Origin of the sequence: Pseudomonas asiatica, from assembly GCF_040214835.1 — a bacterium.
GTDB classification, from domain to species: domain Bacteria; phylum Pseudomonadota; class Gammaproteobacteria; order Pseudomonadales; family Pseudomonadaceae; genus Aquipseudomonas; species Aquipseudomonas putida_Z.
The window spans coordinates 4,608,491-4,634,414 of record NZ_CP157874.1; the positions used below are offsets into that span (position 1 = coordinate 4,608,491).

At 62.1% G+C, this 25,924-nt stretch carries 28 protein-coding genes; 18 read left to right on the forward strand and 10 right to left on the reverse strand.

What is annotated here, in order from left to right; all coding sequences use genetic code 11:
• Positions 1-6: 6 nt before the first annotated feature.
• Both ABNP31_RS20550 and dcd read right to left on the reverse strand, forming a co-directional pair.
• Positions 7-234 carry a hypothetical protein gene (locus ABNP31_RS20550; RefSeq protein ID WP_046614742.1) on the reverse strand — a complete coding sequence of 76 codons (228 nt, stop codon included), beginning with the start codon at positions 232-234 and terminating at the stop codon, positions 7-9.
• 93 nt (positions 235-327) lie between these two features.
• Positions 328-894: a dCTP deaminase gene (gene dcd / locus ABNP31_RS20555; protein ID WP_003258001.1), complete on the reverse strand. Its 567-nt coding sequence runs from the start codon at positions 892-894 to the stop codon at positions 328-330.
• A gap of 328 nt (positions 895-1,222) precedes the next feature.
• Between dcd and ABNP31_RS20560 the strand changes: the two genes are divergently transcribed.
• Entirely contained in the window at positions 1,223-1,432 is a 210-nt protein-coding gene (locus ABNP31_RS20560; protein WP_003254922.1) for a cold-shock protein, read from the forward strand.
• A gap of 185 nt (positions 1,433-1,617) precedes the next feature.
• Here ABNP31_RS20560 and apbC read toward each other — a convergent pair whose 3' ends face one another.
• A complete protein-coding gene (gene apbC / locus ABNP31_RS20565; protein ID WP_016713757.1) occupies positions 1,618-2,712 on the reverse strand; it encodes an iron-sulfur cluster carrier protein ApbC in 1,095 nt (364 codons plus the stop codon).
• Positions 2,713-2,870: 158 nt separating this feature from the next.
• Here apbC and metG point away from each other — a divergent pair, with 158 nt between their 5' ends.
• The 7 genes from metG to ABNP31_RS20600 all read left to right on the forward strand — a co-directional run bounded on the left by metG (position 2,871) and on the right by ABNP31_RS20600 (position 8,635).
• Positions 2,871-4,910 carry a methionine--tRNA ligase gene (gene metG / locus ABNP31_RS20570; RefSeq protein WP_085665453.1) on the forward strand — a complete coding sequence of 680 codons (2,040 nt, stop codon included), beginning with the start codon at positions 2,871-2,873 and terminating at the stop codon, positions 4,908-4,910.
• A gap of 165 nt (positions 4,911-5,075) precedes the next feature.
• Positions 5,076-5,624 carry an Rnf-Nqr domain containing protein gene (locus ABNP31_RS20575; RefSeq protein WP_085665452.1) on the forward strand — a complete coding sequence of 183 codons (549 nt, stop codon included), beginning with the start codon at positions 5,076-5,078 and terminating at the stop codon, positions 5,622-5,624.
• Positions 5,621-6,595 (forward strand): RnfABCDGE type electron transport complex subunit D, encoded by a 975-nt coding sequence (locus ABNP31_RS20580; RefSeq protein WP_350012711.1) that lies wholly within the window; start codon positions 5,621-5,623, stop codon positions 6,593-6,595. The genes ABNP31_RS20575 and ABNP31_RS20580 overlap by 4 nt, the downstream gene beginning before the upstream one ends.
• Positions 6,592-7,194: an RnfABCDGE type electron transport complex subunit G gene (locus ABNP31_RS20585; protein ID WP_085665450.1), complete on the forward strand. Its 603-nt coding sequence runs from the start codon at positions 6,592-6,594 to the stop codon at positions 7,192-7,194. The genes ABNP31_RS20580 and ABNP31_RS20585 overlap by 4 nt, the downstream gene beginning before the upstream one ends.
• Positions 7,187-7,711 carry an Rnf-Nqr domain containing protein gene (locus tag ABNP31_RS20590; RefSeq protein ID WP_085665449.1) on the forward strand — a complete coding sequence of 175 codons (525 nt, stop codon included), beginning with the start codon at positions 7,187-7,189 and terminating at the stop codon, positions 7,709-7,711. Before ABNP31_RS20585 ends, ABNP31_RS20590 begins: the two co-directional genes overlap by 8 nt.
• A gap of 4 nt (positions 7,712-7,715) precedes the next feature.
• Positions 7,716-8,354, forward strand: a complete 639-nt coding sequence (nth, locus tag ABNP31_RS20595; RefSeq protein WP_025340388.1) for an endonuclease III — start codon at positions 7,716-7,718, stop codon at positions 8,352-8,354.
• A gap of 104 nt (positions 8,355-8,458) precedes the next feature.
• Positions 8,459-8,635: a PA3496 family putative envelope integrity protein gene (locus ABNP31_RS20600; RefSeq protein ID WP_003258006.1), complete on the forward strand. Its 177-nt coding sequence runs from the start codon at positions 8,459-8,461 to the stop codon at positions 8,633-8,635.
• A gap of 43 nt (positions 8,636-8,678) precedes the next feature.
• Here ABNP31_RS20600 and ABNP31_RS20605 read toward each other — a convergent pair whose 3' ends face one another.
• Positions 8,679-9,299, reverse strand: a complete 621-nt coding sequence (locus ABNP31_RS20605; RefSeq protein ID WP_023660944.1) for a response regulator transcription factor — start codon at positions 9,297-9,299, stop codon at positions 8,679-8,681.
• Positions 9,300-9,664: 365 nt separating this feature from the next.
• Here ABNP31_RS20605 and ABNP31_RS20610 point away from each other — a divergent pair, with 365 nt between their 5' ends.
• A complete protein-coding gene (locus ABNP31_RS20610; protein WP_350012712.1) occupies positions 9,665-10,147 on the forward strand; it encodes a hypothetical protein in 483 nt (160 codons plus the stop codon).
• A 58-nt stretch (positions 10,148-10,205) separates the two neighbouring features.
• Here the strand turns inward: ABNP31_RS20610 and ABNP31_RS20615 are convergent, their stop codons facing one another.
• Positions 10,206-11,423, reverse strand: coding sequence for an argininosuccinate synthase (locus ABNP31_RS20615; RefSeq protein WP_013973956.1), 1,218 nt, complete (start codon positions 11,421-11,423; stop codon positions 10,206-10,208).
• Positions 11,424-11,696: 273 nt separating this feature from the next.
• Positions 11,697-12,614 carry a flagellar protein MotY gene (locus ABNP31_RS20620; protein ID WP_085665447.1) on the reverse strand — a complete coding sequence of 306 codons (918 nt, stop codon included), beginning with the start codon at positions 12,612-12,614 and terminating at the stop codon, positions 11,697-11,699.
• Between the two features lie 130 nt (positions 12,615-12,744).
• On the opposite strand from ABNP31_RS20620, the gene pyrC reads away from it, so the two are divergent.
• Together pyrC and rnt are read left to right on the forward strand one after the other, a co-directional pair.
• Entirely contained in the window at positions 12,745-13,791 is a 1,047-nt protein-coding gene (pyrC, locus tag ABNP31_RS20625) for a dihydroorotase (RefSeq protein ID WP_075046144.1), read from the forward strand.
• A gap of 59 nt (positions 13,792-13,850) precedes the next feature.
• On the forward strand, positions 13,851-14,462 hold the full coding sequence (gene rnt / locus ABNP31_RS20630; RefSeq protein WP_230388460.1) for a ribonuclease T: 612 nt from the start codon (positions 13,851-13,853) through the stop codon (positions 14,460-14,462).
• Between the two features lie 159 nt (positions 14,463-14,621).
• On the opposite strand, the gene ABNP31_RS20635 is transcribed toward rnt, so the two are convergent.
• On the reverse strand, positions 14,622-15,224 hold the full coding sequence (locus ABNP31_RS20635) for a peroxiredoxin (RefSeq protein WP_003254945.1): 603 nt from the start codon (positions 15,222-15,224) through the stop codon (positions 14,622-14,624).
• A gap of 224 nt (positions 15,225-15,448) precedes the next feature.
• Between ABNP31_RS20635 and ABNP31_RS20640 the strand changes: the two genes are divergently transcribed.
• Together ABNP31_RS20640 and bfr are read left to right on the forward strand one after the other, a co-directional pair.
• Positions 15,449-15,667 carry a bacterioferritin-associated ferredoxin gene (locus ABNP31_RS20640; protein WP_003254947.1) on the forward strand — a complete coding sequence of 73 codons (219 nt, stop codon included), beginning with the start codon at positions 15,449-15,451 and terminating at the stop codon, positions 15,665-15,667.
• A 201-nt stretch (positions 15,668-15,868) separates the two neighbouring features.
• Positions 15,869-16,342, forward strand: coding sequence for a bacterioferritin (bfr, locus tag ABNP31_RS20645; protein WP_003258014.1), 474 nt, complete (start codon positions 15,869-15,871; stop codon positions 16,340-16,342).
• Between the two features lie 57 nt (positions 16,343-16,399).
• Here bfr and grxD read toward each other — a convergent pair whose 3' ends face one another.
• Together grxD and ABNP31_RS20655 are read right to left on the reverse strand one after the other, a co-directional pair.
• Positions 16,400-16,735 carry a Grx4 family monothiol glutaredoxin gene (grxD, locus tag ABNP31_RS20650; RefSeq protein WP_003254949.1) on the reverse strand — a complete coding sequence of 112 codons (336 nt, stop codon included), beginning with the start codon at positions 16,733-16,735 and terminating at the stop codon, positions 16,400-16,402.
• A gap of 91 nt (positions 16,736-16,826) precedes the next feature.
• Positions 16,827-18,935 (reverse strand): molybdopterin-dependent oxidoreductase, encoded by a 2,109-nt coding sequence (locus ABNP31_RS20655; protein ID WP_350012713.1) that lies wholly within the window; start codon positions 18,933-18,935, stop codon positions 16,827-16,829.
• A gap of 396 nt (positions 18,936-19,331) precedes the next feature.
• Between ABNP31_RS20655 and argF the strand changes: the two genes are divergently transcribed.
• Positions 19,332-20,252 carry an ornithine carbamoyltransferase gene (gene argF / locus ABNP31_RS20660; protein WP_013973960.1) on the forward strand — a complete coding sequence of 307 codons (921 nt, stop codon included), beginning with the start codon at positions 19,332-19,334 and terminating at the stop codon, positions 20,250-20,252.
• Positions 20,249-21,358: an ABC transporter ATP-binding protein gene (locus tag ABNP31_RS20665; protein ID WP_350012714.1), complete on the forward strand. Its 1,110-nt coding sequence runs from the start codon at positions 20,249-20,251 to the stop codon at positions 21,356-21,358. Before argF ends, ABNP31_RS20665 begins: the two co-directional genes overlap by 4 nt.
• Before the next feature lie 122 nt (positions 21,359-21,480).
• Here ABNP31_RS20665 and ybaK read toward each other — a convergent pair whose 3' ends face one another.
• A complete protein-coding gene (gene ybaK / locus ABNP31_RS20670; protein ID WP_085590236.1) occupies positions 21,481-21,951 on the reverse strand; it encodes a Cys-tRNA(Pro) deacylase in 471 nt (156 codons plus the stop codon).
• A 303-nt stretch (positions 21,952-22,254) separates the two neighbouring features.
• Here ybaK and ABNP31_RS20675 point away from each other — a divergent pair, with 303 nt between their 5' ends.
• The 3 genes from ABNP31_RS20675 (at position 22,255) to glpR (ending at position 25,695) form a co-directional block, all read left to right on the forward strand.
• Positions 22,255-23,106, forward strand: a complete 852-nt coding sequence (locus ABNP31_RS20675; RefSeq protein ID WP_085614211.1) for an MIP/aquaporin family protein — start codon at positions 22,255-22,257, stop codon at positions 23,104-23,106.
• A 51-nt stretch (positions 23,107-23,157) separates the two neighbouring features.
• Positions 23,158-24,657: a glycerol kinase GlpK gene (gene glpK / locus ABNP31_RS20680; protein ID WP_015271569.1), complete on the forward strand. Its 1,500-nt coding sequence runs from the start codon at positions 23,158-23,160 to the stop codon at positions 24,655-24,657.
• Positions 24,658-24,939: 282 nt separating this feature from the next.
• Complete coding sequence (glpR, locus tag ABNP31_RS20685; RefSeq protein WP_046614760.1) at positions 24,940-25,695, forward strand: DNA-binding transcriptional repressor GlpR; 756 nt, start codon at positions 24,940-24,942, stop codon at positions 25,693-25,695.
• The last annotated feature ends 229 nt before the right edge of the window (positions 25,696-25,924 follow it).

The window sequence follows — 25,924 nt, forward strand, 5'->3', positions numbered from 1 at the left end:
GTTAACTCAGGCTACAGGCGCCGGAGGAGGCTCATCAGGCAAGGTTGGCTCGCCCGGTTCCATGGGTGGTGTTTCACCGGGCTCCGGCGGTTGCGGGGTATCCGGGTCAGGCTGGTGGGGCACGCCGCCCGCCTGCATGGGCAGCGGGTGTGCCAGCAGTGACCATGGCAGCAACCCGACGTGATTGGGCTGCAGAACTGCCAGCTTGGCACTGATTGCGGGGTGGAGTTTCATTGGCTGCTCCTGACAAGGCCGCTGCGCATCATGCGCACCGGCGTTATCCAGTTGGAGTGCCAAAGGCGCGGGGAATTCCCCGCGCTCGTCGGTTCAGGTACGCGGCAGGGTGACGCCGCGTTGGCCCTGGTACTTGCCGCCACGGTCCTTGTACGACACTTCGCACTCTTCGTCGGACTGCAGGAACAGCATCTGGGCCACACCTTCGTTGGCGTAGATCTTCGCCGGCAGCGTGGTGGTGTTGGAAAACTCCAGTGTCACATGGCCTTCCCACTCGGGCTCGAGCGGAGTGACGTTGACGATGATGCCGCAACGGGCGTAGGTGCTCTTGCCCAGGCAGATGGTCAGCACATCACGCGGAATGCGGAAATACTCGACGGTGCGCGCCAGGGCGAAGGAGTTCGGCGGGATGATGCATACGTCGCTCTTGATGTCGACGAAACTGCCGGCATCGAAGTTCTTCGGGTCGACGGTGGCCGAATTGATGTTGGTAAACACCTTGAATTCGTCGGCGCAGCGCACGTCGTAGCCGTAGCTGGAGACGCCGAAGGAGATCACCCGGCTGTCCTGTTCGCCGCGCACCTGGCGCTCGACGAACGGTTCGATCATGCCGTGTTCCTGCGCCATGCGGCGAATCCACTTGTCCGATTTGATGCTCATGGCGGGGTGTCCTGAAGAGTTGCGAGGTGAAAATTCGAGACGCGCATCTTACCGGTCCCGGCGCCCAGGTTAAAGTTCCATGCCTCATCCCGCGCCGGGCGGGGGCTGCAGCCGCCGTCGATCCGAATTTGCGTAAAGCGTCTTCTGACCATTGGCAGGTTGCGGAAAGTGGGGTAAGGTGGCGCCACTGTGCTGCACGTGACACCGAGAATCTCTAGTTTGATGCACGATCCTGATCGGCCCATCGCTGAATTTTCTGCTCTCTTTGCGCTCAGTCCCGGCCAGGGTTTTTCCTGACCGTTATCAAATTGTCCAAGGAGACAGAAAAATGTCCAACCGTCAATCCGGTGTTGTTAAGTGGTTCAACGATGAGAAAGGCTACGGCTTCATCACCCCTCAGTCGGGCGACGACCTGTTCGTGCACTTCAAAGCCATCCAAGCTGACGGCTTCAAAACCCTGAAAGAAGGCCAGGCTGTTACTTTCGTCGCTACCCGCGGCCAGAAAGGCATGCAGGCTGAAGAAGTTCAGATCGCCTAAGTCGATCGAAGCTTCCTAGCTTTCAAAAAACCCGCCTTCCGGCGGGTTTTTTTATGCCTGGCCGAAAGACCGAGTCGGCCTCTTCGCGGGTAAACCCGCTCCCACAGGGACAGCGCGGTACTTGAAGGCTGCGCTGTCCCTGTGGGAGCGGGTTTACCCGCGAAGCAGGCGACTCGGTCTGCCAGTCAATCTTCGCTGATGGTAATGCTAGGCATCGCCGGCGCAGCAGCTTCCTGCAGCACGATCCGCGCGCCCACCTGGCGGGCCAGTTCCTGATAGACCATGGCAATCTGGCTTTCCGGCTCGGCGATCGCCGTCGGCTTGCCACTATCGGCCTGCTCGCGGATCAGCATCGACAGCGGCAACGATGCCAGCAGGTCGACACCATACTGGCTCGCCAGCTTCTCGCCACCGCCTTCGCCGAACAGGTGCTCGGCATGGCCGCAGTTCGAGCAGATATGCACGGCCATGTTCTCCACCACGCCCAGCACCGGGATGTTGACCTTGCGGAACATCTCCACGCCTTTCTTGGCATCCAGCAAGGCCAGGTCCTGTGGGGTGGTGACGATCACCGAACCGGCCACCGGTACCTTCTGCGCCAGGGTCAGCTGGATGTCACCGGTGCCCGGCGGCATGTCGATCACCAGGTAATCCAGGTCGTCCCAGGCGGTCTGGGTCACCAGCTGCAGCAGCGCGCCGGAAACCATCGGGCCACGCCATACCATCGGCGTGTTGTCGTCAGTCAGGAACGCCATGGACATGACTTCCACGCCATGGGCCTTGATCGGCACGAACCACTTCTGCTCGCGAATCTGCGGGCGGGTGCCTTCGGCGATGCCGAACATCACGCCTTGGCTGGGGCCATAGATATCGGCATCGAGAATACCCACCCGCGCACCCTCGCGGGCCAGCGCCAGGGCCAGGTTGGCCGCGGTGGTCGACTTGCCCACACCGCCCTTGCCCGAGGCCACGGCGATGATGTTCTTGACGTTGGCCATTGCCGGCACCTGGGCCTGGGCCTTGTGCGCGGCCACCACGCAGTCGATCGACACCTGGGCACTGCTGACGCCCTCGAGGTTGCCGATGGCGGTCTGCAACACCTGGGCCCAGCCGTTCTTGAACAGCCCTGCGGCATAACCCAGCTGCAACTGCACGCTGACCTGCCCGCCCTGGATATCGATGGCGCGCACGCAGCCGGCGCTGACCGGGTCCTGGTTCAGATAGGGGTCGGTGTACTGGCGAAGCACGCCTTCGACGGCGGCACGGGTGACGGCACTCATGGAGACTCCCAATGGCAAACTGAATGTAAAACAGACGCCTATCCTAACCCGTCAATCGTCAGCAGATGCGCATGCGGGGTGAAATATCTTCGCCAGCCCTTTATAGTGGCCGATCAACCTCATTTTTACCCCGTCGCCAGATAAGTAGCCGAGCCACCATGTCCGAGCCACGTCAGATTCTCGTCACCAGCGCCTTGCCCTATGCCAACGGATCGATCCACCTTGGCCATATGCTCGAGTACATCCAGACAGACATGTGGGTCCGCTTCCAGAAGCTGCGCGGCAACCAGTGCATCTACGTCTGCGCCGACGACGCCCACGGTTCGGCCATCATGCTGCGCGCCGAGAAGGAAGGCATCACCCCGGAACAGCTGATCGCCAACGTCCAGGCCGAACACAGCAGCGACTTCGCCGACTTCCTGGTGGACTTCGACAACTTCCACTCCACCCACAGCGAAGAAAACCGCGAGCTGTCGGGCCTGATCTACGCGCGCCTGCGTGACGCCGGGCATATCGCCACCCGTTCGGTGACCCAGTACTTCGACCCGGAAAAGGGCATGTTCCTCGCCGACCGTTTCATCAAGGGCACCTGCCCCAAGTGCGCGGCCGAAGACCAGTACGGCGACAACTGCGAGAAATGCGGCGCCACCTACGCGCCCACCGAGCTGAAGAACCCTAAGTCGGCGATCTCCGGCGCCACCCCGGTACTGCGTGATTCCCAGCACTTCTTCTTCAAGCTGCCAGACTTCCAGGCCATGCTGCAGCAGTGGACCCGTAGCGGCACGCTGCAGGACGCGGTAGCCAACAAGCTGGCCGAATGGCTGGACTCGGGCCTGCAGGAATGGGACATCTCCCGCGACGCGCCGTACTTCGGCTTCGAGATCCCGGGCGAGCCAGGCAAGTACTTCTACGTGTGGCTGGACGCACCAATCGGCTACATGGCCAGCTTCAAGAACCTCTGCGCACGCCGCCCGGAGCTGGACTTCGACGCGTTCTGGAACGAGGGCTCCAAGGCCGAGCTGTACCACTTCATCGGCAAGGACATCGTCAACTTCCACGCCCTGTTCTGGCCAGCCATGCTCGAAGGCGCCGGCTTCCGCAAGCCGAGCGCGGTCAACGTGCACGGCTACCTGACCGTGAACGGCGCCAAGATGTCCAAGTCGCGCGGTACCTTCATCAAGGCCCGCACCTACCTCGACCACCTGCAGCCGGAATACCTGCGTTACTACTACGCGGCCAAGCTGGGCCGTGGTGTCGATGACCTGGACCTGAACCTGGAAGACTTCGTGCAGAAGGTCAACTCCGACCTGGTCGGCAAGGTGGTCAACATCGCCAGCCGCTGCGCCGGTTTCATCCACAAGGGCAACGAAGGCGTGATGGTGGCTGGCGATGCCGCACCGGAGCTGACCGAAGCCTTCCTGGCGGCCGCCCCGTCGATCGCCGACGCCTATGAAGGCCGCGACTTCGGCCGTGCCATGCGCGAAATCATGGCGCTGGCCGACCGTGCCAACGCCTGGATCGCCGACAAGGCCCCATGGTCGCTGGCCAAACAGGAAGGCAAGCAGGATGAAGTGCAGGCCATCTGCGCCCAGGGCATCAACCTGTTCCGCCAACTGGTGATTTTCCTCAAGCCGGTCCTGCCGGTACTGGCTGCCGACGCCGAGGCCTTCCTCAACGTGGCACCGCTGACCTGGAACGACCACCAGTCGCGCCTGGAAAACCACCTGCTGAACCCGTTCAAGGCGCTGATGAGCCGTATCGAACCGGCCAAGGTCGAAGCCATGGTCGCAGCCAGCAAGGAAGACCTGCTGGCCGCCGAAGCCAAGGTCCCGGCCGGCAACGGCGAGCTGGCCAAGGACCCGCTGTCGGCGGAAATCGAGTTCGACACCTTCGCAGCCGTCGACCTGCGCGTGGCACTGATCGTCAAGGCCGAGGCCGTGCCGGGTGCCGACAAGCTGCTGCAACTGACCTTGGACATCGGTGACGAGCGCCGCAACGTGTTCTCCGGCATCAAGTCGGCCTACCCCGACCCGTCCCAGCTGGAAGGCCGCCTGACCATGATGGTGGCCAACCTCAAGCCACGCAAGATGCGCTTTGGCGTGTCCGAAGGCATGGTCATGGCGGCCGGGCCTGGCGGTGAAGAGATCTACCTGCTGAGCCCGGACAGCGGTGCCAAGCCGGGCCAGCGCATCAAGTAACAAAACCTGCTGGACCTTGTGGGAGCGGGCGTGCCCGCGAAACTGACTACGCGGTGCATGGCACCGGCGTTGCCGGTGTTCGCGGGCACGCCCGTTCCCACAATGACTCCGGCACCTTGATGCCAAACCCGGACAATCGCCCCGATTCCCGGCTATCGTCATCTCATGAGCGACTACATCCTGGTCCTGATCAGCGCTGCGCTGGTCAATCACCTGTGCCTGCAACAACAGCCATTCCCCAGGCTGCACCTCCACGTGCACGGCCTCGCCTGCGCACTGTGCATTGCCTTGGGCGTGACCGGCGCACAACTACTGGTGCGCGGGGTGCTTGCCCCGCTGCAGGCCCAGGACCTTGCCCTGTTCCTGTTGTTGCCCTGGCTGGCCGGGCTCGCCTGGGGCGTGCCATGGCTGCTGACAAGGTGGCGCCCGAGCTGGCCGGTGACGCAACTGCCCGCGCTGCTGTTGAGCAACGCGGTAGTACTGGGGTTGGCCCTGCAACAGGCAAGCGACGACAGCACATGGCTCGCTACCTTGCTGCAAGGCCTGCTGGCCGGCGGCGGCTTCTGGCTGGCGTTGGTGTTGTTCGCCGACCTGCGCCAGCGCAGCGCTCATGCCGACGTCCCCAGGGCAATGCGCGGCCTGCCCATCGAAGTGCTTGGGGCCGGGGTAATGGCCATGGCGTTTTCCGGCTTCAACGGGCTGTTCGCCCAATGACCGCCAAGCCCGACCCGCGGCTACGCACCAGCATGGGCCTGGTGTTGCTGGCCTGCGTACCTGGCCTGCTGGCGCTGTTCTGGCTGCATGGCTGGAGTGTGCTACTGAACCTGTTGCTGTGCGCCAGCGCCGCGCTGCTGTGCGAGGCGTTGTTGCTTACCTTGCGAGCACAACCGCTGCGCACGGCGCTGAACGACGGCAGCGCGCTGGTGACCGCCGTGCTGCTGGCCGCCGCCCTGCCCACCCTGGCACCCTGGTGGTTGCCTGTGGTCGCAGCCAGCGTTGCCATCGGCATCGGCAAGCAGGCCTTTGGCGGGGTCGGGCGCAACCTGTTCAACCCGGCCATGGTCGGCTACGCCTTCGTGCTGCTGAGCTTCCCGTTGCAGATGAACCATTGGCCGGGGCCGACACCAGGCCTGCTCGACAGCCTGCAGCTGGTGTTCGCCGGCGGCGAGCAGATCGATGCCTGGGCCCGGCCGACACTGCTCGACGGCCTGCGCCACAACCGCAGCCTGACCATCGATGAACTGTTCGCCAGCCACCCGGGCTTCGGCAGCATCGGTGGGCAGGGCAGCGAATGGGTCAACCTGGCGCTCCTGCTGGGCGGCCTGTTTTTGCTGCAACGCAAGGTGATCAGCTGGCATGCGCCGGTTGGCCTGCTGGCAGGGTTGTTCCTGTTCAGCCTGCTGGGCTGGAATGGCTCGGGTTCGGACTCCAACGGCTCCCCCCTGCTGCACCTGTTCTCCGGCTCGACCATGATGGCGGCGTTCTTCATTGCCACCGAACCGGTGTCCGGCCCCCGGCAGGAGTGGGCGAAGCTGGGGTTCGGCCTGGGGGCGGGCCTGCTGATCTACCTGATCCGCACCTGGGGCAGCTACCCGGACGGTACGGCGTTCGCCATCCTGCTGATGAACCTCATGGCGCCGAGCCTCGAACGCCTGGCTTTGCAGCGCCAGCAGGTTGCACGATGAAGCGCCTGGTACGTGATGTGGGCCTGTTGCTACTGACCGGGGTACTGGCACTGTCGGCCACCCTGGCCTGGCGACACTGGACCAGCGCGGCCATCGCCGACGCCGAGAAACAACTGAATAGCCGTCAGCGGCTGGCAGTGCTGCCAGAAGGCAGTTACGACAACCAGCCCCTGGACAGCCCGCTGCCCAGGCCCGCCGCACAGCGGCCAAACAGCCGTATCCTGGCAGCTTACCGGGCGACGCTGGCAGGCAAGCCGGCCGCCATCATCCTGGTCACCCAGGCCCAGGGCTATGCCGGGCCGATCGTGCTGAGCGTGGCCATCACCCCGGACGGCCGGCTGATCGGCAGCCAGGTGGTCGAGCAACAGGAAAGCCCCGGGCTGGGTGCACGCCTGGGTGATCCGCAGCTGAACTGGCTTGGGCAATTTGCCAACCGCCAGTTGGGCGATCGCTGGGCGCTGAAGCGCGACCAGGGCGACTTTGACCAGTTGGCTGGCGCAACCGTGACCTCACGGGCGGTGATCGGCGCGCTGCAAGAGGCGCTGAGCTACTTCGATGAGCAGCGCAGCGTATTGCTGGAGGGCGGCTCTCATGAATAGGTTCTACCTGCTCGGCGCAAGCCTGGTGCCCCTGTTGGGCGCCACCCGAACACTGAGCGAAGGCGCCACCATCGGCGTGTGTGCGGTGCTGATGAGCAGCCTTCACCAGCTGTTGCTGGCCCCCCTGCGCCATCGGCTTGCCACCTGGACCTATGTGCTGGCCAGCCTGCTGCTGTTGGCGGCCCTGGCCAGTTGCCTGCAACTGGCGCTGCGTGCCTGGCTGCTGCCAGTGGCACTTGCCCTCGGCCACTATCCCGCACTGCTGTGCCTGCAATGCCTGGCCACTGACCACCTGCTGCCCGATCAAGGGCGCTGGCGCCTGCTCGCCGGCCACCTTTGTGCGCTGCTTGCCACATGCCTGCTGCTCGGCGCCAGCCGCCAATGGTTGGCCGACGGTACCGGCCTGCACCTGGCCAGTCTGGCCCCGGGCGCCTTGCTACTGCTCGGACTGCTGTTGGCCTTGTACAATCGCCTGCGTCCGGGCCCCGCCCAACCACGTCGTCAAGGAAAGCTCTGATTTCATGAATGCCGCCAAACGCCTGGAGATCTTTCGCAGGCTGCACGAAGACAACCCCGACCCGAAGACCGAACTGGCCTACACCACCCCGTTCGAACTGCTGGTCGCCGTGACACTGTCTGCGCAGTCCACCGATGTCGGCGTCAACAAGGCCACCGCACGCCTGTTCCCGGTCGCCAACACCCCCGAGGCCATCTATGCGCTGGGCGTCGAAGGCCTGAGCGAGTACATCAAGACCATTGGCTTGTACAACAGCAAGGCCAAGAACGTCATCGAAGCCTGCCGACTGCTGATCGAACGCCATGGCAGCCAGGTACCGCAAACCCGCGAAGCCCTGGAGGCGCTGCCCGGCGTGGGCCGCAAGACCGCCAACGTAGTGCTCAACACGGCGTTCCGCCAGCCAACCATGGCAGTGGATACCCATATCTTCCGGGTCAGCAACCGCACGGGTATTGCACCAGGCAAGACGGTGCTGGAAGTGGAGAAAAAGCTGATCAAGTTCGTGCCAAAGGATTACCTGCTCGACGCCCACCACTGGCTGATCCTGCACGGGCGCTATGTGTGCCAGGCACGCAAGCCGCGCTGCGGCAGTTGCCGGATCGAAGACTTGTGCGAGTACAAGCACAAGACCTCCGACGATTGAGTCGATAGCTGGAAACCACCTGCAGCGATTGAAAAAATCTTTTTTACCAGCGTCTGCTTTCTGGTTATAAGGACGGCCAATGGCCCCTTGGCTTGGAGCGACTCATGAGTAGCGATAAAGACGACCTGTCGATCGAAGATGATTTTGTTGCCGCGGATGACGAAGCGGAACCCCAGGTAGAAACCGCAAAGACCAACCTGAGCAAGCGCCGCACCATCGACAACATGCTGGAAGAAAGGCGCCTGCAGAAGCAGCTGGCCGACTTCGACTACGATCTGTAACCCTGGCAAAGCCTCCTGGCTGGAGGCTTTACGGCCTTGGCGGTCAGTTCAACCCTTGCCGCTGCGCCAGCTCGATCAGGTCGACCAGCGAGCGCGCATTGAGCTTGAGCAACAGGCGCGACTTGTAGGTACTGACCGTCTTGTTGCTGAGGAACATGCTGTCGGCAATCTCCTTGTTGGAACGCCCTCGCGCCAGCTGTTGCAACACCGTCATCTCGCGCGCCGACAGGCGGTTGACCATATCCGTCTCGCTTCCGCCCCTGCCACGTGACACATGCAAGGCCTGGTTGGGGAAGTAGCTGTAGCCCGACAGTACGGCCTTGATGGCGCTCAGCAGCTCGGTGAGCTCCTGCTGCTTGCACACATACCCCGCCGCCCCCGCCTGCATGCAGCGCATCGAGAAGTTGCCGGGGGCCTGCGATGTGAGCACCAGCACCTTGCTGCCCGGGCTGAAAGTTGTCATGCGACCGATCACCTCCAGGCCATCCAGCTTGGGGATACCGATATCGAGCACCACGATATCCGGCAGGTGTTGCCGTGTGAGTTGCAGCGCAGCCACCCCGTTGTCGGTTTCCGCCACGACGTCATACCCATGCCGCTCCATCAGCATGCGTACGGCCAGGCGTATGACCGGATGATCATCCACGATAAGCACTTTATTCATGCGATATCCATTCATTGCTTTTGCTTTGGCCCGCCAAGATAACCTACAGAACGCTTACTGGCGCGGTGATTTACCGGCGAAATATATGAACAGATAGAACCTACAACACTTACAGAAATTTCCTACACTCAACTGATGCATTTGTAACAATCAAATTCCCTGTTACCGAATGAACGGTATCACCGGCCGGTAAAAGTGCACCAGTTGGAAACCGGCCGACACCTCAGGAAATATTCAGCTCAAATGCGCTGAACAAACACCGTCATCAGGATTTCAAGCGATTATTCTCACCCGGGAAACAATCCAGTCTTTAGTTGAGCATCGCCGTAAGGTAAAGATGTGCAAAATCGCTGGAGACGACCCATATGCACCAAGTACAGCCTGTCGCCCCGCTGACGATCATTGCCATCTTCGCAGGGATTATCGAAGCCTCCGCCCTTGCCACATTGCCGTTTCTCAGCGAGTCCAGTCAAAAGCTCTATACCTGGTTCCTGGTGGGCTTCCCATTCTTCCTGACGGCACTGTTCTTCCTCACGCTCAACTTCAATTACAAGTCGTTCTACGACCCTTCATCAAACAGGACGGCAAATGACAACACGTCGACACAGAGCGATGTGGCCAAACATGCAATGCCCGGTAATACCAGCGAAGCGCTGCAGGGTGAGCCTGTCACATTCATGTTTTCCGGCCCGGATGCCTATCGCATGATGGAGCAGCAATTGTTGTCCGCCCTTGCCCAACCGCCTCAGCAAGCGCGCACGTGGCGGTTTTGCAACCTGGATAGACGCCAGTGCGTACAACTATCGATCAACGCGCTTGATGGACAGCAGGCGAGCGACGACCATTGATATGACAGATAAAAAAAACCCCGGCCTGAGCCGGGGTTCTTGCTGCACATGCCAGCGATCAGAGCAGCGAGCGGCCCTTGTTGGCAGCAATGCGCATACGCAGGGCGTTGAGCTTGATGAAGCCCGCTGCGTCCGCCTGGTTGTAGGCGCCGCCATCTTCCTCGAAGGTAGCGATGTTGGCATCGAACAGCGAGTCGTCCGACTTGCGGCCGACAACGGTGACGTTGCCCTTGTACAGCTTCAGGCGTACCACGCCGTTCACGTTGACCTGCGAAGCGTCGATCATCTGCTGCAGCATCAGACGCTCCGGGCTCCACCAGTAGCCGGTGTAGATCAGGCTGGCGTACTTCGGCATCAGCTCATCCTTCAGGTGAGCGACTTCGCGGTCCAGGGTGATCGACTCGATGGCACGGTGGGCCTTGAGCATGATGGTGCCGCCTGGGGTCTCGTAGCAGCCACGCGACTTCATGCCGACGTAACGGTTCTCGACGATGTCCAGACGGCCGATGCCATTGGCACCACCGATACGGTTCAGGTCGGCCAGGACGGTGGCCGGGGTCTTCTCGACACCGTCAATGGCAACGATGTCACCGTTGCGGTAGGTCAGCTCGATGTAGGTAGCCTGGTCCGGGGCGTTCTCGGGCGAGACGCTCCAGCGCCACATGTCTTCTTCGTGCTCGGTCCAGGTATCTTCCAGGACACCGCCTTCGTAGGAGATGTGCAGCAGGTTGGCGTCCATCGAGTACGGCGACTTCTTCTTGCCGTGGCGCTCGATCGGGATGCCGTGCTTCTCGGCGTAGTCCATCAGCTTCTCGCGGGACAGCAGGTCCCACTCACGCCATGGGGCGATTACCTTGACGCCTGGCTTCAAGGCGTAGGCGCCCAGTTCGAAACGCACCTGGTCGTTGCCTTTGCCGGTGGCGCCGTGGGAAATGGCGTCGGCGCCGGTTTCGTTGGCGATTTCGATCAGGCGCTTGGCGATCAGCGGACGGGCGATGGAAGTACCCAGCAGGTACTCGCCCTCGTAGACGGTGTTGGCGCGGAACATCGGGAACACGAAATCACGCACGAATTCTTCGCGCAGGTCGTCGATGTAGATCTCTTTAACGCCCATTGCCTGGGCCTTGGCACGAGCCGGCTCGACCTCTTCGCCCTGACCCAGGTCAGCGGTGAAGGTCACCACTTCGCAGTTGTAGGTATCCTGCAGCCACTTGAGAATCACCGAAGTATCAAGGCCGCCGGAATACGCCAGTACGACCTTTTTTACGTCCGCCATGCCATCACTCCACGGGGTTGTACGGAAAGGGATCGATTCTAACGACGTTACGGATAAATTTACAGTGGGGCGACAGCTTCTGACGACAAAGCGACAGGAAGTTTCGGAAGGGCGACTTACCGTCGGAAAGTATGAAATGCCGTGTAGGAGCGGCCTTGTGTCGCGATGGGCTGTGCAGCAGCCCCTGGATCTCAGCTATGCAGCGAAAACTGCCGGGGCTGCTGCGCAGCCCATCGCGACACAAGGCCGCTCCTACAGAAAGCTCCGCAGCCTTCAGGACTTGGCAGGTGCTGGCTCAGGGGCCTTTTCGACAGGCTTCTCAACTGGCTTCTCGATTACCGCCACCCGATCCAGTTCAATATTCACCCGACGATTACGCGCCCGGTTGGCAGCATTGGTGTTCTTCGCCAATGGGTAACGCTCGCCGTGGAAACGCACGGTAATCTGCTCTTCCGGAACGCCATGGGCCTTGAGGTAGTCGGCCACCGCCAGTGCCCGGCGGCGCGACATGTCGCGATTGGTCAGGCGGTTGCCACTGTTGTCAGAGTGGCCGTTGAGCTCGACATGGTTCACCGTCGGGTCAGCCTTCATGTAGTCGAGGATCACGTCCAACCGCGCCTTGGCCGCCCCATCCAGCTCGAAGCCGCCCCCGGGGAAGCCCACCTGGGTCTGGCGCACCTGGTCGTAATTCATCGGCAGCAGCTTGCCGGCACAGGCCTGATAGTCGCTGTAGGCCTTGGCGAAGCTGACCGGTAGCACACGCACTTCCATCGGCCTGCCCGCCTCGCCGGCGTAATTGCGTACCACCGTGCTGCGCCCATCGAGCAGGCCGTTGATCAGGCGGCTCGCCTGGCCCTGGGACGAACTGAACAGCACCCCGGTGCGGGCCATGCGCACGCTGCCCAGGTTGATGTCGCTGCGCCCGGGTTGCCACGGCGCAGCGGCTGCCAGCAATGTTGCCGTGCCCGCACCCAGTACATTGCTGTCCGAACGCAGCTGGAACACCGGCTGCTCGCCCGCGCGGCGCACGAACTCGCCACTGCCGAAACCGTCGATCGGCTGGATCAGCCGGCATTCGAACTGGTCACCCTCGACCTTCCAGGCGATGTTCTCCATGCGCGTCTGGAAGGTCAGCGCGCCGGCCGGCAGGCTGGCGAACAGGGTCAACAGGGCTAGGTAACGCTGGCGCACGGGCGGCTCCACAAATTCTGACGGCTTACCTGCAGGCTATCGGACGCCTGCCGGAAAACTTGATAGCCGTGCTCCACCCAGGGTTTTCCGGTAGCATTGGGGCTTGAGTTCGACCCGCCTGGAATCCCCAATGTCCGATCGCCTGACCCTCCTGCGTCCCGACGACTGGCACATCCATCTGCGCGATGGTGCCGTCCTGCCCCACACCGTTGGCGACGTGGCGCGTACTTTCGCCCGTGCCATCATCATGCCCAACCTGGTTCCGCCGGTACGCAATGCCGTCGAGGCCGCCGCCTACCGTGAGCGCATCCTGGCCGCCCGCCCGGCTGGCAGCCGCTTCGAGCCGCTGATGGTGCTGTACCTCACCGACCGCACCAGCCCCGAGGACATCCGCGCGGCCAAGGCCAGCGGTTTCGTGTACGCCGCCAAGCTGTACCCTGCCGGCGCCACCACCAACTCCGACTCGGGCGTGACCAGCATCGACAACATCTTCCCGGCCATCGAGGCGCTGGCGGAAGTTGGCATGCCGCTACTGGTGCATGGCGAAGTGACCCGCAGCGAGATCGACGTGTTCGACCGCGAGAAGCGCTTCATCGACGAGCACATGCGCCGTGTGGTCGAGCGCTTCCCGACGCTGAAGGTGGTGTTCGAGCACATCACCACCAGCGATGCCGCGCAGTTCGTCACCGAGGCCCCGGCCAACGTCGGCGCGACCATCACCGCGCAGCACCTGCTGTACAACCGCAACCACATGCTGGTTGGCGGCATTCGCCCGCACTTCTACTGCCTGCCGATCCTCAAGCGCAACACCCACCAGGTGGCGCTGCTGGACGCGGCCACCAGCGGCAACCCGAAGTTCTTCCTGGGTACCGACTCGGCCCCGCACGCCCGTCATGCCAAGGAAGCCGCCTGCGGTTGTGCCGGTTGCTACACCGCCTACGCGGCAATCGAGATGTACGCCGAAGCATTCGAGCAGCGTAACGCGCTGGACAAGCTGGAAGGCTTCGCCAGCCTGCACGGCCCGGCGTTCTACGGCCTGCCGGCGAACACCGACACCATTACCCTGGTCCGCGAGGAGTGGACCGCCCCGGACAGCCTGCCGTTTGGCGAGCAGACCGTGGTCCCGCTGCGCGCCGGCGAAAAACTGCGCTGGCGCCTGCTGGAGGAAAACGCGTGAGCGAAGACCTCTACGAAGACGACCTGGACACCCAAGGCAGCAGCGGCTCGCGCCACCCGATGGCCGAGCGCTTTCGCGGCTATCTGCCGGTAGTGGTAGATGTTGAAACCGGCGGCTTCAACAGCGCTACCGATGCCCTGCTGGAAATTGCCGCTGTCACCATCGGCATGGACGAAAAGGGCTTCCTGTTCCCCGAGCACACCTACTTCCACCGGGTGGAGCCATTCGAGGGCGCCAACATCGAGGCGGCCGCGCTGGAGTTCACCGGGATCAAGCTGGACCACCCGCTGCGCATGGCGGTCAGCGAGGAAAGTGCGCTGACCGACATCTTCCGCGGCGTACGCAAGGCGCTCAAGGCCAATGGCTGCAAGCGGGCAATCCTGGTCGGCCACAACAGCAGCTTCGACCTGGGCTTCCTCAATGCGGCGGTAACGCGCAATGACCTGAAGCGCAACCCGTTCCACCCGTTCTCCAGCTTCGACACCGCTACCCTGGCGGGCCTGGCCTACGGCCAGACCGTACTGGCGCGGGCCTGCCAGAGCGCCGACATCGACTTCGACGGGCGTGAGGCGCATTCGGCGCGTTATGACACCGAGAAGACGGCCGAGCTGTTCTGCGGCATCGTCAACCGCTGGAAAGAGATGGGCGGCTGGCGCGATTTCAACGATTGAGTTGAAAAAGCATTCGCGGGCATGCCCGCTCCCACAGGGATCGCACAATGGCTGAGGCCCGTGGGGTACCTGTAGGAGCGGGTTTACCCGCGAAGAGGCCGGCACAGGACGGCACAAAAAAACCGGCCACAAGGGCCGGTTTTTTCATGCGCTTGGCAATTACAGCTTGCCAGCGTTCTCGCTCAGGTAGGCAGCAACGCCTTCCGGCGAAGCGTTCATGCCTTTGTCGCCTTTTTTCCAGTTGGCAGGGCAGACTTCGCCGTGCTCTTCGTGGAATTGCAGGGCATCGACCAGACGCAGCAGCTCGTCCATGTTGCGGCCCAGTGGCAGGTCGTTGACGATCTGCGAACGGACAACACCGTTGGTGTCGATCAGGAAGGCACCACGGAAGGCCACGCCGCCTTCGGACTCGACGTCGTAGGCCTTGCAGATTTCGTGGGTCATGTCGGCAGCCAGGGTGTATTTGACCTGGCCGATACCGCCGTTGTTGACCGGGGTGTTACGCCAGGCGTTGTGGGTGAAGTGCGAGTCGATCGACACGCCGATCACTTCCACGTTGCGCGCCTGGAAGTCAGGGATGCGGTTGTCCAGGGCGATCAGCTCGGACGGGCAGACGAAGGTGAAGTCCAGCGGGTAGAAGAACACCAGGCCGTACTTGCCCTTGATGGCCGAAGCCAGGTTGAAGCTGTCGACGATCTCGCCATTGCCCAGCACGGCCGGAACGGTGAAATCGGGGGCTTTCTTACCAACGAGTACGCTCATTGTAATCTCCTGATGAGGGTGAAAAACCGTTTGCCGGGCCAGACGGGCTTGCCCGACATCCAACAAAGGCCGACCATCATACACGGCTTCTGGTGACAGGCCGACTCCAACGACGAAGCAACCGCCGGTCGCTCAAGCACGGCCCTTTCAGAAACTCCTTTGACAAGCATTCTCATTAACATTAAGCTCCACCCCATCGAGCCCACCAACGATGGTCAGCCTTTATGTATGTGTGTCTTTGTGTCGGCGTTACCGACGGACAGATCCGCGATGCGATCTATGAAGGATGCTGCAGCTACAAGGAAGTGCGAGCCGCGACCAATGTCGCCAGCCAGTGTGGCAAATGTGCCTGCGTGGCCAAGCAGGTGGTCCGCGAGACCCTGACCGAACTCCAGGTCAGCCAGGCAGCCCTGCCCTACCCCGTGGAATTTACCGCGGCCTGAAATCCCAGAATTCGAAGAACCGGACCTTGCGTCCGGTTTTTTTATGCCCGCAATTCAATAAGTTAGCGCTCCAACGCGGTTCACAAACATTCTTATTTCCATTAATTTTCACTTATTATTCAAGAACTTAGGTTTGACACTCCTAAGTATCGGGCTCAAACTTCACTGTATTGGCACACTTCTACAGGGCAGGAACCCGACATGAAAGGCGACGTAAGCGTCATCCAGCATCTCAACAAGATCCTCGGAAACGAGCTGGTCGCGATCAACCAGTACTTCCTGCACGCACGCATGTACGAAGATTGGGGCCTGAACAAACTCGGCAAGCACGAGTACAAGGAATCCATCGACGAGATGAAGCACGCTGACAAACTGATCAAGCGTATTCTCTTCCTCGAAGGCATCCCTAACGTCCAGGACCTGGGCAAGCTGCTGATTGGCGAGCACACCAAGGAAATGCTCGAATGCGACCTGAAGATCGAACAGAAAGGCCTGGTCGACCTGAAAGCAGCCATCGCCCATTGCGAAACCGCTGGCGACTTCGGCTCGCGTGACATGCTCGAAGACATCCTCGAGTCCGAGGAAGAACACATCGACTGGCTGGAAACCCAACTGGGGCTGATCGACAAGATTGGTATCGAGAACTACCTGCAGTCGCAGATGGGCGAAGAATAAATATTCGCCCCATGAAAAAACCCGCGATCAGCGGGTTTTTTCATGCTTGCCGGAAATTCAGGCCTCGGAAGCCTTGGCCTTCGCAGCCGCTTCCTTGATCAGGGTCTGCAGCTCACCCTTCTCGAACATTTCCAGCATGATGTCGCTGCCGCCGACCAGCTCACCGGCTACCCACAGCTGCGGGAAGGTCGGCCAGTTGGCGTACTTTGGCAGGTTCGCACGGATTTCCGGGTTCTGCAGGATGTCGACGTAGGCGAACTTCTCGCCACAACCCATCACGGCCTGCGATGCACGCGCAGAGAAGCCACACTGCGGGGCATTCGGCGAGCCTTTCATGTAAAGCAGAATGGTGTTGTTGGCAATCTGCTCTTTGATCGTTTCGATGATATCCATGTAGCACCTCGGCTGAACTTTCCGACGCGGTCGTCGGCACGGTGACGCATTGTAACGGAAAGCCGAGCAGCATGCTCGGCCTTACCGTTCCTTACGCGGCCTCTACCTGCACGGGTACGCCATTGAGGGCGGCATTGCCGGAAACCTGATCACGCAAGCGCTCATCGGTGAGGTCGTTGGCGCTCACGCCAGGTTGCGCCTGGGCGGTCTGCATGTGCACGCCTCGACGAGAGTGACCGAAGCCATGAGGCAGGCTCACCACGCCCGGCATCATGTCCTCGCAGGCCTGCACCTCGACTTCAAGGTCCCCGGTACGCGAGCGGATACGAACCCGCTGGCCGTCCTGCAGCTGCCGCTGCTGCAGGTCCTGCGGGTGCATCAACAACTGATGTCGCGGTTTGCCTTTCACCAGCCGATGAAAATTGTGCATCCACGAATTGTTGCTGCGTACATGGCGACGGCCGATCAGCAGCAGTTCGCCCGGCGTCGGAGGGGTTTGTTGCGCCAACCGCCCCAGGTCGTCCAGCAGCACCTGGGGCGCCGCTTCGACAGCCTTGCTGGCAGTCGTCAGGCGCGCTGCGAGGTTGGCGCGCAATGGCCCCAGGTCGAGGCCATGCGGGTGCTCGTCCAGCGCTGCCAGCGACAACTGCCAGGGTGTCGATTCACCATAGCGCCCCTTGCGCAGGGCCCGGTCGATCATCTGCGCTGGCGCCCAGGTCGGCTTCAACTCCAGCTCGGCGCGTTTGGCGAACGCTTGTGCCAGCCCGACGAAAATCTCCCAGTCGTGCAATGCCCCTTCGGGCTTGGCCAGGATCGCCCGGTTGAAGCGGGTCACGTTGCGCACGGCCAGCAAGTTGAACGTGGAGTCGTAATGGTCGTTTTCCAGCGCCGAGGTGGAGGGCAGGATCAGGTCGGCATGGCGGGTGGTTTCGTTGATGTACAGGTCGATGCTGAGCATGAACTCCAGCCCCTCCAGCGCCACATCCAGCTGGCGGCCGTTGGGCGTGGACAGTACGGGGTTGCCAGCCACCGTCACCAGCGCGCGCACCTGCCCTTCGCCGGGTGTCAGCATTTCCTCGGCCAAGGCCGCCACGGGCAGTTCGCCGCCGTACTCGGGCAAGCCCGACACCCGGCTCTGCCAGGCGTTGAAATGGCCACCCGAGGTGGTCGCCACCAGGTCGACGGCAGGCTCGGTGCACAACGCGCCGCCTTCACGGTCAAGGTTGCCGGTCACCAGGTTGATCAGTTGCACCAGCCAGTGGCAAAGGGTGCCGTAGGCCTGGGTCGAAACCCCCATGCGGCCGTAGCACACCGCCTTGTCGGCCGCGGCGAAGTCCCGTGCCAGCTGGCGGATGTCTGTCGCGGCAATGCCACAGTGCGCACTCATGGCCTCCGCGCTGAACGGCGCGATCGCTTCGCGCACCTGCTGCAGACCCGCGACCGGCAAGTGCGAGCCGCGCGCCAGGCCTTCAGTGAACAGGGTGTTGAGCAAGCCACACAACAAGGCCGCATCCCCTCCAGGGCGAATGAACAGGTGACTGTCGGCCATCGCCGCTGTTTCGCTGCGTCGCGGGTCCACCACCACCAGGCGCCCACCCCGGGCCTGCAGCGCTTTCAAGCGCTTTTCCACGTCCGGCACGGTCATGATGCTGCCGTTGGATGCCAGCGGGTTGCCGCCGAGGATCAGCATGAAACCGGTCTGGTCGATGTCCGGGATCGGCAGCAGCAGGCCATGGCCGTACATCAGGTGGCTGACCAAGTGCTGCGGCAATTGGTCCACCGAGGTGGCAGAGAAGCGGTTGCGGGTTTTCAGCAGGCCCAGGAAGTAGTTGCTGTGGGTCATCAGGCCGTAGTTGTGCACGCTCGGGTTGCCTTGGTACACCGCCACGGCATTGCGCCCATGGGCCTGCTGGATCGCCCACAGCCTGTCGGCGGCCAGGGCAAAGGCCTCGTCCCAGCCGATGGCCTGCCAGTGCTCGCCCACCCGCTTGTGCGGTTGGCGCAGGCGGTCGGGGTCGTTCTGGATGTCCTGCAGGGCCACGGCCTTTGGGCAGACATGGCCGCGGCTGAACGGGTCCTGGGGGTCGCCCTTGATCGAACTGATCTGCGCCCGCCCGTCGTCGTCATGGCTCACTTCGATGTTCAGCCCACAGATCGCTTCGCACAGGTGACAGGCACGGTGATGCAGGGTCTTGGTCATAGCCGCCTCTGCCTTGTTGTCATGGAGGATGTGTAGAGGGTTGTCGAACATCGACTATGCGCCCAGCCCCCGCCGCCGGCCAGCGCGCTTCGCGGCGTGAATCCACCGACATCAGGCACACGATTTGCGACAGCCATTTGCCAAATTGCCGGCAAGCCGTGTACAACCCTCTGTAGCAAATAAAAAACAGCACTGCCCGTCGGGTAAAGACACCCTTTGCAACACCCTTTGGTACTGGGCAGCTGTTTCCCCTCTTGGCTTCAGGCGACATTTACTTATAGTATTGCGCCTTTCCCTATTTCGTCCGCCCCGTGCGGCTTACGCCGCAGGTCACTCCCGTTGTCAAAAAAAACCATACGGTCGACCTGCATACCGTTGCAGATAAGGTAGTCAATCATGAGCGCTAGGCACTTTCTCTCCCTGCTGGACTTCACCACCGACGAATTGCTCGGGGTGATCCGCCGCGGCATCGAGCTGAAGGACCTGCGCAAGCGAGGCGTGCTGTTCGAGCCCCTGAAGAACCGCGTGCTGGGCATGATCTTCGAGAAGTCCTCGACCCGTACCCGCGTGTCGTTCGAGGCCGGCATGATCCAGCTCGGCGGCCAGGCCATCTTCCTGTCCCCGCGCGACACCCAGCTGGGCCGTGGCGAGCCGATCGGCGACAGTGCCATCGTGCTGTCGAGCATGCTCGATGTGGTGATGATCCGTACCCACGCCCACAGCACCCTGACCGAATTCGCCGCCAACTCGCGTGTGCCGGTGATCAACGCGCTGTCCGACGAGTCGCACCCGTGCCAGCTGCTGGCCGACATGCAGACCTTCCTCGAACACCGCGGCTCGATCCAGGGCAAGACCGTGGCCTGGATCGGCGATGGCTTCAACATGTGCAACTCGTACATCGAGGCAGCCAGGCAGTTCGACTTCCAGCTGCGCATCGCCTGCCCGGAAGGCTACGAGCCGGACCCACGCTTCATGGCCATTGGTGGTGACCACGTGCAGATCGTGCGTGACCCGAAGGAAGCCGTGCGCGGCGCCCATCTGGTGACCACGGATGTCTGGACTTCCATGGGCCAGGAGGAGGAAACTGCACGGCGCCTGGCGCATTTCGCGCCTTACCAGGTCACCCGCGAACTGCTCGACCTGGCGGCACCCGACGCCCTGTTCATGCACTGCCTGCCAGCCCACCGTGGTGAGGAAATCAGCCATGACCTGCTCGACGACCCACGTTCGGTCGCCTGGGACCAGGCTGAAAACCGCCTGCATGCACAGAAGGCCCTTCTCGAATTCCTTGTAGAACCGGCTTACCACCACGCATGAGTCAACCCCTACTGCTCAACCTGCGCAACCTCGCCTGCGGCTATGGCGACCAGCGCATCGTCCAGAACCTCAATCTGCACCTGAACGCAGGCGACATCGGTTGCCTGCTGGGTTCATCCGGTTGCGGCAAGACCACCACCCTGCGCGCCATCGCCGGTTTCGAACCCGTGCACGACGGCGAGATCCAGCTGGCTGGCGAGGTCATTTCCCGGGCTGGCTTCACCCTGGCCCCGGAAAAACGCCGCATCGGCATGGTGTTTCAGGATTACGCGCTGTTCCCGCACCTGACCGTGGCACAGAACATTGCCTTCGGCATCGCCAAGCACCCGCGCCAGACCGAGGTCATCGAAGAAATGCTCGAGCTGGTCAAGCTGGGCGGCCTGGGCGGGCGCTACCCGCATGAACTGTCCGGCGGCCAACAGCAACGGGTCGCCCTGGCCCGTGCGCTGGCACCGGAGCCGCAACTGCTGCTGCTCGACGAGCCATTCTCCAACCTTGACGTAGAGCTGCGCCGGCGCCTGAGCCATGAGGTTCGCGACATTCTCAAGAGCCGCGGCACCAGCGCCATCCTGGTGACCCATGACCAGGAAGAGGCCTTTGCCGTCAGCGACCAGGTTGGCGTGTTCAAGGAAGGCCGCCTGGAGCAGTGGGACACGCCCTACAACCTTTACCACGAGCCGCAGACTCCGTTCGTGGCCAGCTTCATTGGCCAGGGATATTTCATCCGTGGGCAGATGATCAGCCACGAAGCGGTCAATACCGAGCTGGGTGAACTGCGCGGCAACCGTGCCTACATCATGGCGCCGGGCAGCTCTGTGGATGTGCTGCTGCGCCCTGACGATATCGTCCACGCACCGGGCAGCGCGCTGCAGGCGAACATCGTCGGCAAGAGCTTCCTCGGGGCATCGACCCTGTACCGCCTGCAGTTGCCGACCGGCAGCCAGCTGGAGGCGATCTTCCCTAGCCATGACGACCATCAGGTCGGTGAGGATGTGGGGATTGCGGTCAAGGCCGATCACCTGGTGCTGTTCCCGGTGCCGGGCAGCGTGGCGGCGCAGTTGCCGCGACAGGAAAACGGGGTGCGCCGGTACAGTTCGGCGACCTGATTCGAAATTTTGGGGCCGCTCTGCGGCCCTTTCGCGACACAAGGCCGCTCCTACAAGGGTACGTATTCCCCCTGTAGGAGCGGCCTTGTGTCGCGATGGGCTGCAAAGCAGCCCCAGAAATCTCAGCCCCGACCAATCCCGGCAAACTTGCCCTGGGTGTACTCAGCCAGCACCACGGCCGCCAACTCCACCTCCAGCCCACGCCGCCCGGCGCTGACATGGATGGTTGCAAAGTTCTGCGCCGAGTCATCGATGAAGGTGCGCAGGCGCTTCTTCTGCCCCAGCGGGCTGATCCCGCCCACCAGGTAGCCCGTGGCCCGCTGCGCAACCGCCGGGTCGGCCATCTCGCACTTTTTCACCCCGGCAGCATGGGCCAGGGCCTTGAGGTCGAGCGTACCCACCACAGGCACCACCGCCACCAGCAATTCACCCTTCTCACTGCTCGCCAGCAAGGTCTTGAACACCTGCTGCGGGTCGAGACCGAGCTTTTCCGCCGCCTCCAGGCCATATGACGCCGATTTGGGGTCATGTTCGTAACTGTGCACACGATGCTCGGCACGGTGTTTCTTCAACAGGTCTAGGGCGGGGGTCATGCGGGGGCTCCGGTCGGGGACAGCTCGGCGGCTACTTTAGGACAATTCCCACACCTCAGCCAGCGAACCGCAACTGCGCGCCTCTAGTACGCGGATTCGCACCTGAAACCAGCATCCAGATCGTGACCGACCGTTCACTTTCGACCTTTGACATCAGCGTTTCTTGTCTATATTTTTTCGTTTCTGAATAAATGGTGCACTTTTAAGGTGCATTTCCTACATCTGCCTGGGGTCAACGGGGATAGACTCCGGGCTTTGCTGTCGAGCGCCACGCGCCTCACAACAAAAAAAACGAGGTCATACATGACGACTGCTCTACGCCAACCCGCGCTGTCCAGCCAATGCCTGGCCGAGTTCCTCGGCACTGCCCTGCTCATCTTCTTCGGTACCGGCTGCGTCGCCGCGCTCAAGGTCGCGGGCGCCAGCTTCGGCCTTTGGGAAATCAGTATCATCTGGGGCGTGGGCGTCAGCATGGCGATCTACCTCACCGCCGGTGTTTCCGGCGCGCACCTGAACCCTGCGGTGAGCATTGCCCTCACCCTGTTCGCCGGTTTCGACAAGCGCAAGCTGCCCTTCTACATGCTGGCCCAGGTATGCGGCGCATTTTGTGGCGCAGCGTTGGTCTACACCTTGTACAGCAACCTGTTCTTCGATTTCGAACAAACCCACGCCATGTTGCGCGGTAGCGAAGCCAGCCTGGAACTGGCCTCGGTGTTCTCCACCTATCCGCACCCATCGCTGTCCACCGGCCAGGCGTTCCTGGTCGAAGTGATCATCACCGCCATCCTGATGGCCGTGATCATGGCCCTGACCGACGACAACAACGGCCTGCCGCGCGGCGCCATGGCCCCGCTGCTGATCGGCCTGCTGATCGCCGTGATCGGTAGCGCCATGGGCCCGTTGACCGGCTTTGCCATGAACCCGGCCCGCGATTTCGGACCCAAACTCATGACCTTCCTGGCCGGTTGGGGCGAAATCGCCTTCACTGGCGGTCGGGACATGCCTTATTTCCTGGTTCCGGTGTTCGCACCGATCCTTGGCGCCTGCCTGGGCGCCGCGACCTATCGCGGCCTGATCGCCCGCAACCTGCCAATGGCAGCCGCCGTGAACCCTGAGACAAATGACAGTCGCCAGGGCGATACTCAAGTCAATTGACGCCGGCATCACGCCCAGCCCTGAACCCCTATTTTCGCAAGGCCTACGACCATGACAGACACCCAGGATAAGAACTACATCATCGCCCTGGACCAGGGCACCACCAGTTCGCGGGCCATCATTTTCGACCGCGACGCCAATGTGGTGGGTACCTCCCAGCGCGAATTCGCCCAGCACTACCCGCAAGCGGGCTGGGTCGAGCACGACCCGATGGAAATCTTCGCCACGCAGAGCGCGACCATGGTCGAGGCCCTGGCCCAGGCGGGCATCAGCCACGCTCAGGTCGCCGCACTGGGTATCACCAACCAGCGTGAAACCACCGTGGTATGGGACAAGGAAACCGGCCGCCCGGTGTACAACGCCATCGTCTGGCAGTGCCGCCGCAGCACCGAGATCTGCGCCCAGCTCAAGCGCGACGGCCATGAAGACTACATTCGCGAAACCACCGGCCTGGTCACCGACCCGTACTTCTCCGGCACCAAGCTGAAGTGGATCCTCGACAATGTCGAGGGCGCCCGTGAACGCGCCGAGCGCGGCGAACTGCTGTTCGGCACCATCGATACCTGGCTGATCTGGAAGTTCTCCGGTGGCAAGGTGCATGTCACCGATTACACCAACGCCTCGCGCACGCTGATGTTCAACATCCACAGCCTGCAGTGGGACGACAAGCTCCTGGAAATCCTCGGCATCCCACGGCAGATGCTGCCCGAGGTTCGCCCTTCTTCCGAGGTCTACGGCCACACCAAGAGCGGCATCGCCATTGCCGGTATCGCCGGCGACCAGCAGTCGGCACTGTTCGGCCAGATGTGCGTGGAGCCGGGCCAGGCCAAGAACACCTATGGCACCGGCTGCTTCCTGCTGATGAACACCGGCGACCAGGCGGTGAAGTCGTCCCATGGCCTGCTCACCACCATCGCCTGCGGCCCGCGAGGCGAAGTGGCCTACGCGCTGGAGGGCGCGGTGTTCAATGGTGGTTCCACCGTGCAGTGGCTGCGTGACGAACTGAAGATCGTCAACGACGCACTGGATACCGAATACTTTGCCAGCAAGGTCAAGGACAGCAACGGCGTATACCTGGTGCCTGCCTTCACCGGCCTGGGTGCCCCGTACTGGGACCCATATGCCCGTGGTGCACTGTTCGGCCTGACCCGTGGCGTGAAGGTGGACCACATCATCCGCGCTGCTCTGGAATCGATCGCCTACCAGACCCGCGATGTGCTCGACGCCATGCAGCAGGACTGCGGCCAGCGCCTGTCCGAGTTGCGCGTGGACGGCGGTGCGGTGGCCAACAACTTCCTCATGCAGTTCCAGGCCGACATCCTCGGCACCTGCGTGGAGCGGCCGAAGATGCGCGAAACCACGGCGCTGGGTGCGGCCTACCTGGCAGGCCTGGCCTGTGGTTTCTGGAGCGGCCTGGACGAACTGCGCGACAAGGCGATCATCGAACGCGAGTTCAGCCCGCAGCTGGATGAAACGCAGAAAGAGAAGCTGTATGCCGGCTGGAAGAAGGCAGTCGACCGTACTCGTGACTGGGAAGATCATGAGGCCTGATCCCCGGCGCGATAGCTTGTCCAAACTCTGTGGGTGCAGCGTTGATCTCGAGGTTGTCGCTGTACCTGTGGGAGCGGCCTTGTGTCGCGAAAGGGCCGCAACGCGGCCCCAGGATTGATGCGCAATAGTTGAAATTGCTGGGGCTGCTTTGCAGCCCTTTCGCGACACAAGGCCGCTCCCACAGGGGACCGCGTGAAACAGCCGCCCCGATAGTCTACTGGTCGTAGTCCGCGTCCTACGGCATCATTGCAGCATTTGTCCGGCAGCCCCAAAGGACCGCCCATGAATCTGCCCCCTCGCCAACAACAAATCCTCGAACTGGTGCGCGAACGCGGTTACGTCAGTATCGAAGAAATGGCGCAGCTGTTCGTCGTCACACCGCAAACCATCCGCCGTGATATCAACCAGCTGGCCGAGCTCAATCTGCTACGCCGCTACCACGGGGGCGCGGCCTACGATTCGAGCATCGAGAACACCGCCTACGCCATGCGCGCCGACCAGATGCGTGACGAAAAGCAACGCATCGCCGAAGCCGTGGCCCGGCAGATTCCCGACCATGCCTCGCTGTTCATCAATATCGGCACCACCACCGAATCCATCGCCCGGGCGCTGCTCAACCACAACCATCTGAAAGTCATCACCAACAACCTGCACGTGGCCGCGATCCTTGCCGCCAAGGACGATTTCGAAGTGCTGGTGGCAGGTGGCACGGTGCGCCGTGATGGGGGCGTTGTCGGCCAGGCCAGTGTCGACTTCATCAACCAGTTCAAGGTCGACTTCGCCCTGGTGGGCATCAGCGGCATCGACGAAGACGGCAGCCTGCTCGATTTCGACTACCAGGAAGTGCGGGTGTCCCAGGCGATCATCGCCAATGCCCGTCAAGTGATCCTTGCCGCCGACTCCAGCAAATTCGGGCGCAACGCCATGGTGCGCATGGGCTCGATCAGCCTGGTCGACTGCCTGGTGACCGACCAGGCGCCAACCCCCGCCCTCACCCAGCTGCTGAACCAGTACAAGATCCGGCTTGAGGTGGTTTGAGGGCTGACAGGCGCATGCCGCAAGGTTTGTCGCGCCTGTGAGATCGAGCGTCGCCCGCGCCGCGCTCGATCCCACAGACGCCACACCTTTCAAACCGATCATCCAAAATTTTCGCAAATGTTCATTTCATTGTCATCTGATCAGTTTTTTCTATAAAGACTGACTGGCGACCGGCTTTCTGTTGCGCTAGTATTTTCGAAAACGAACATCAATGTTCATATTCGATGTG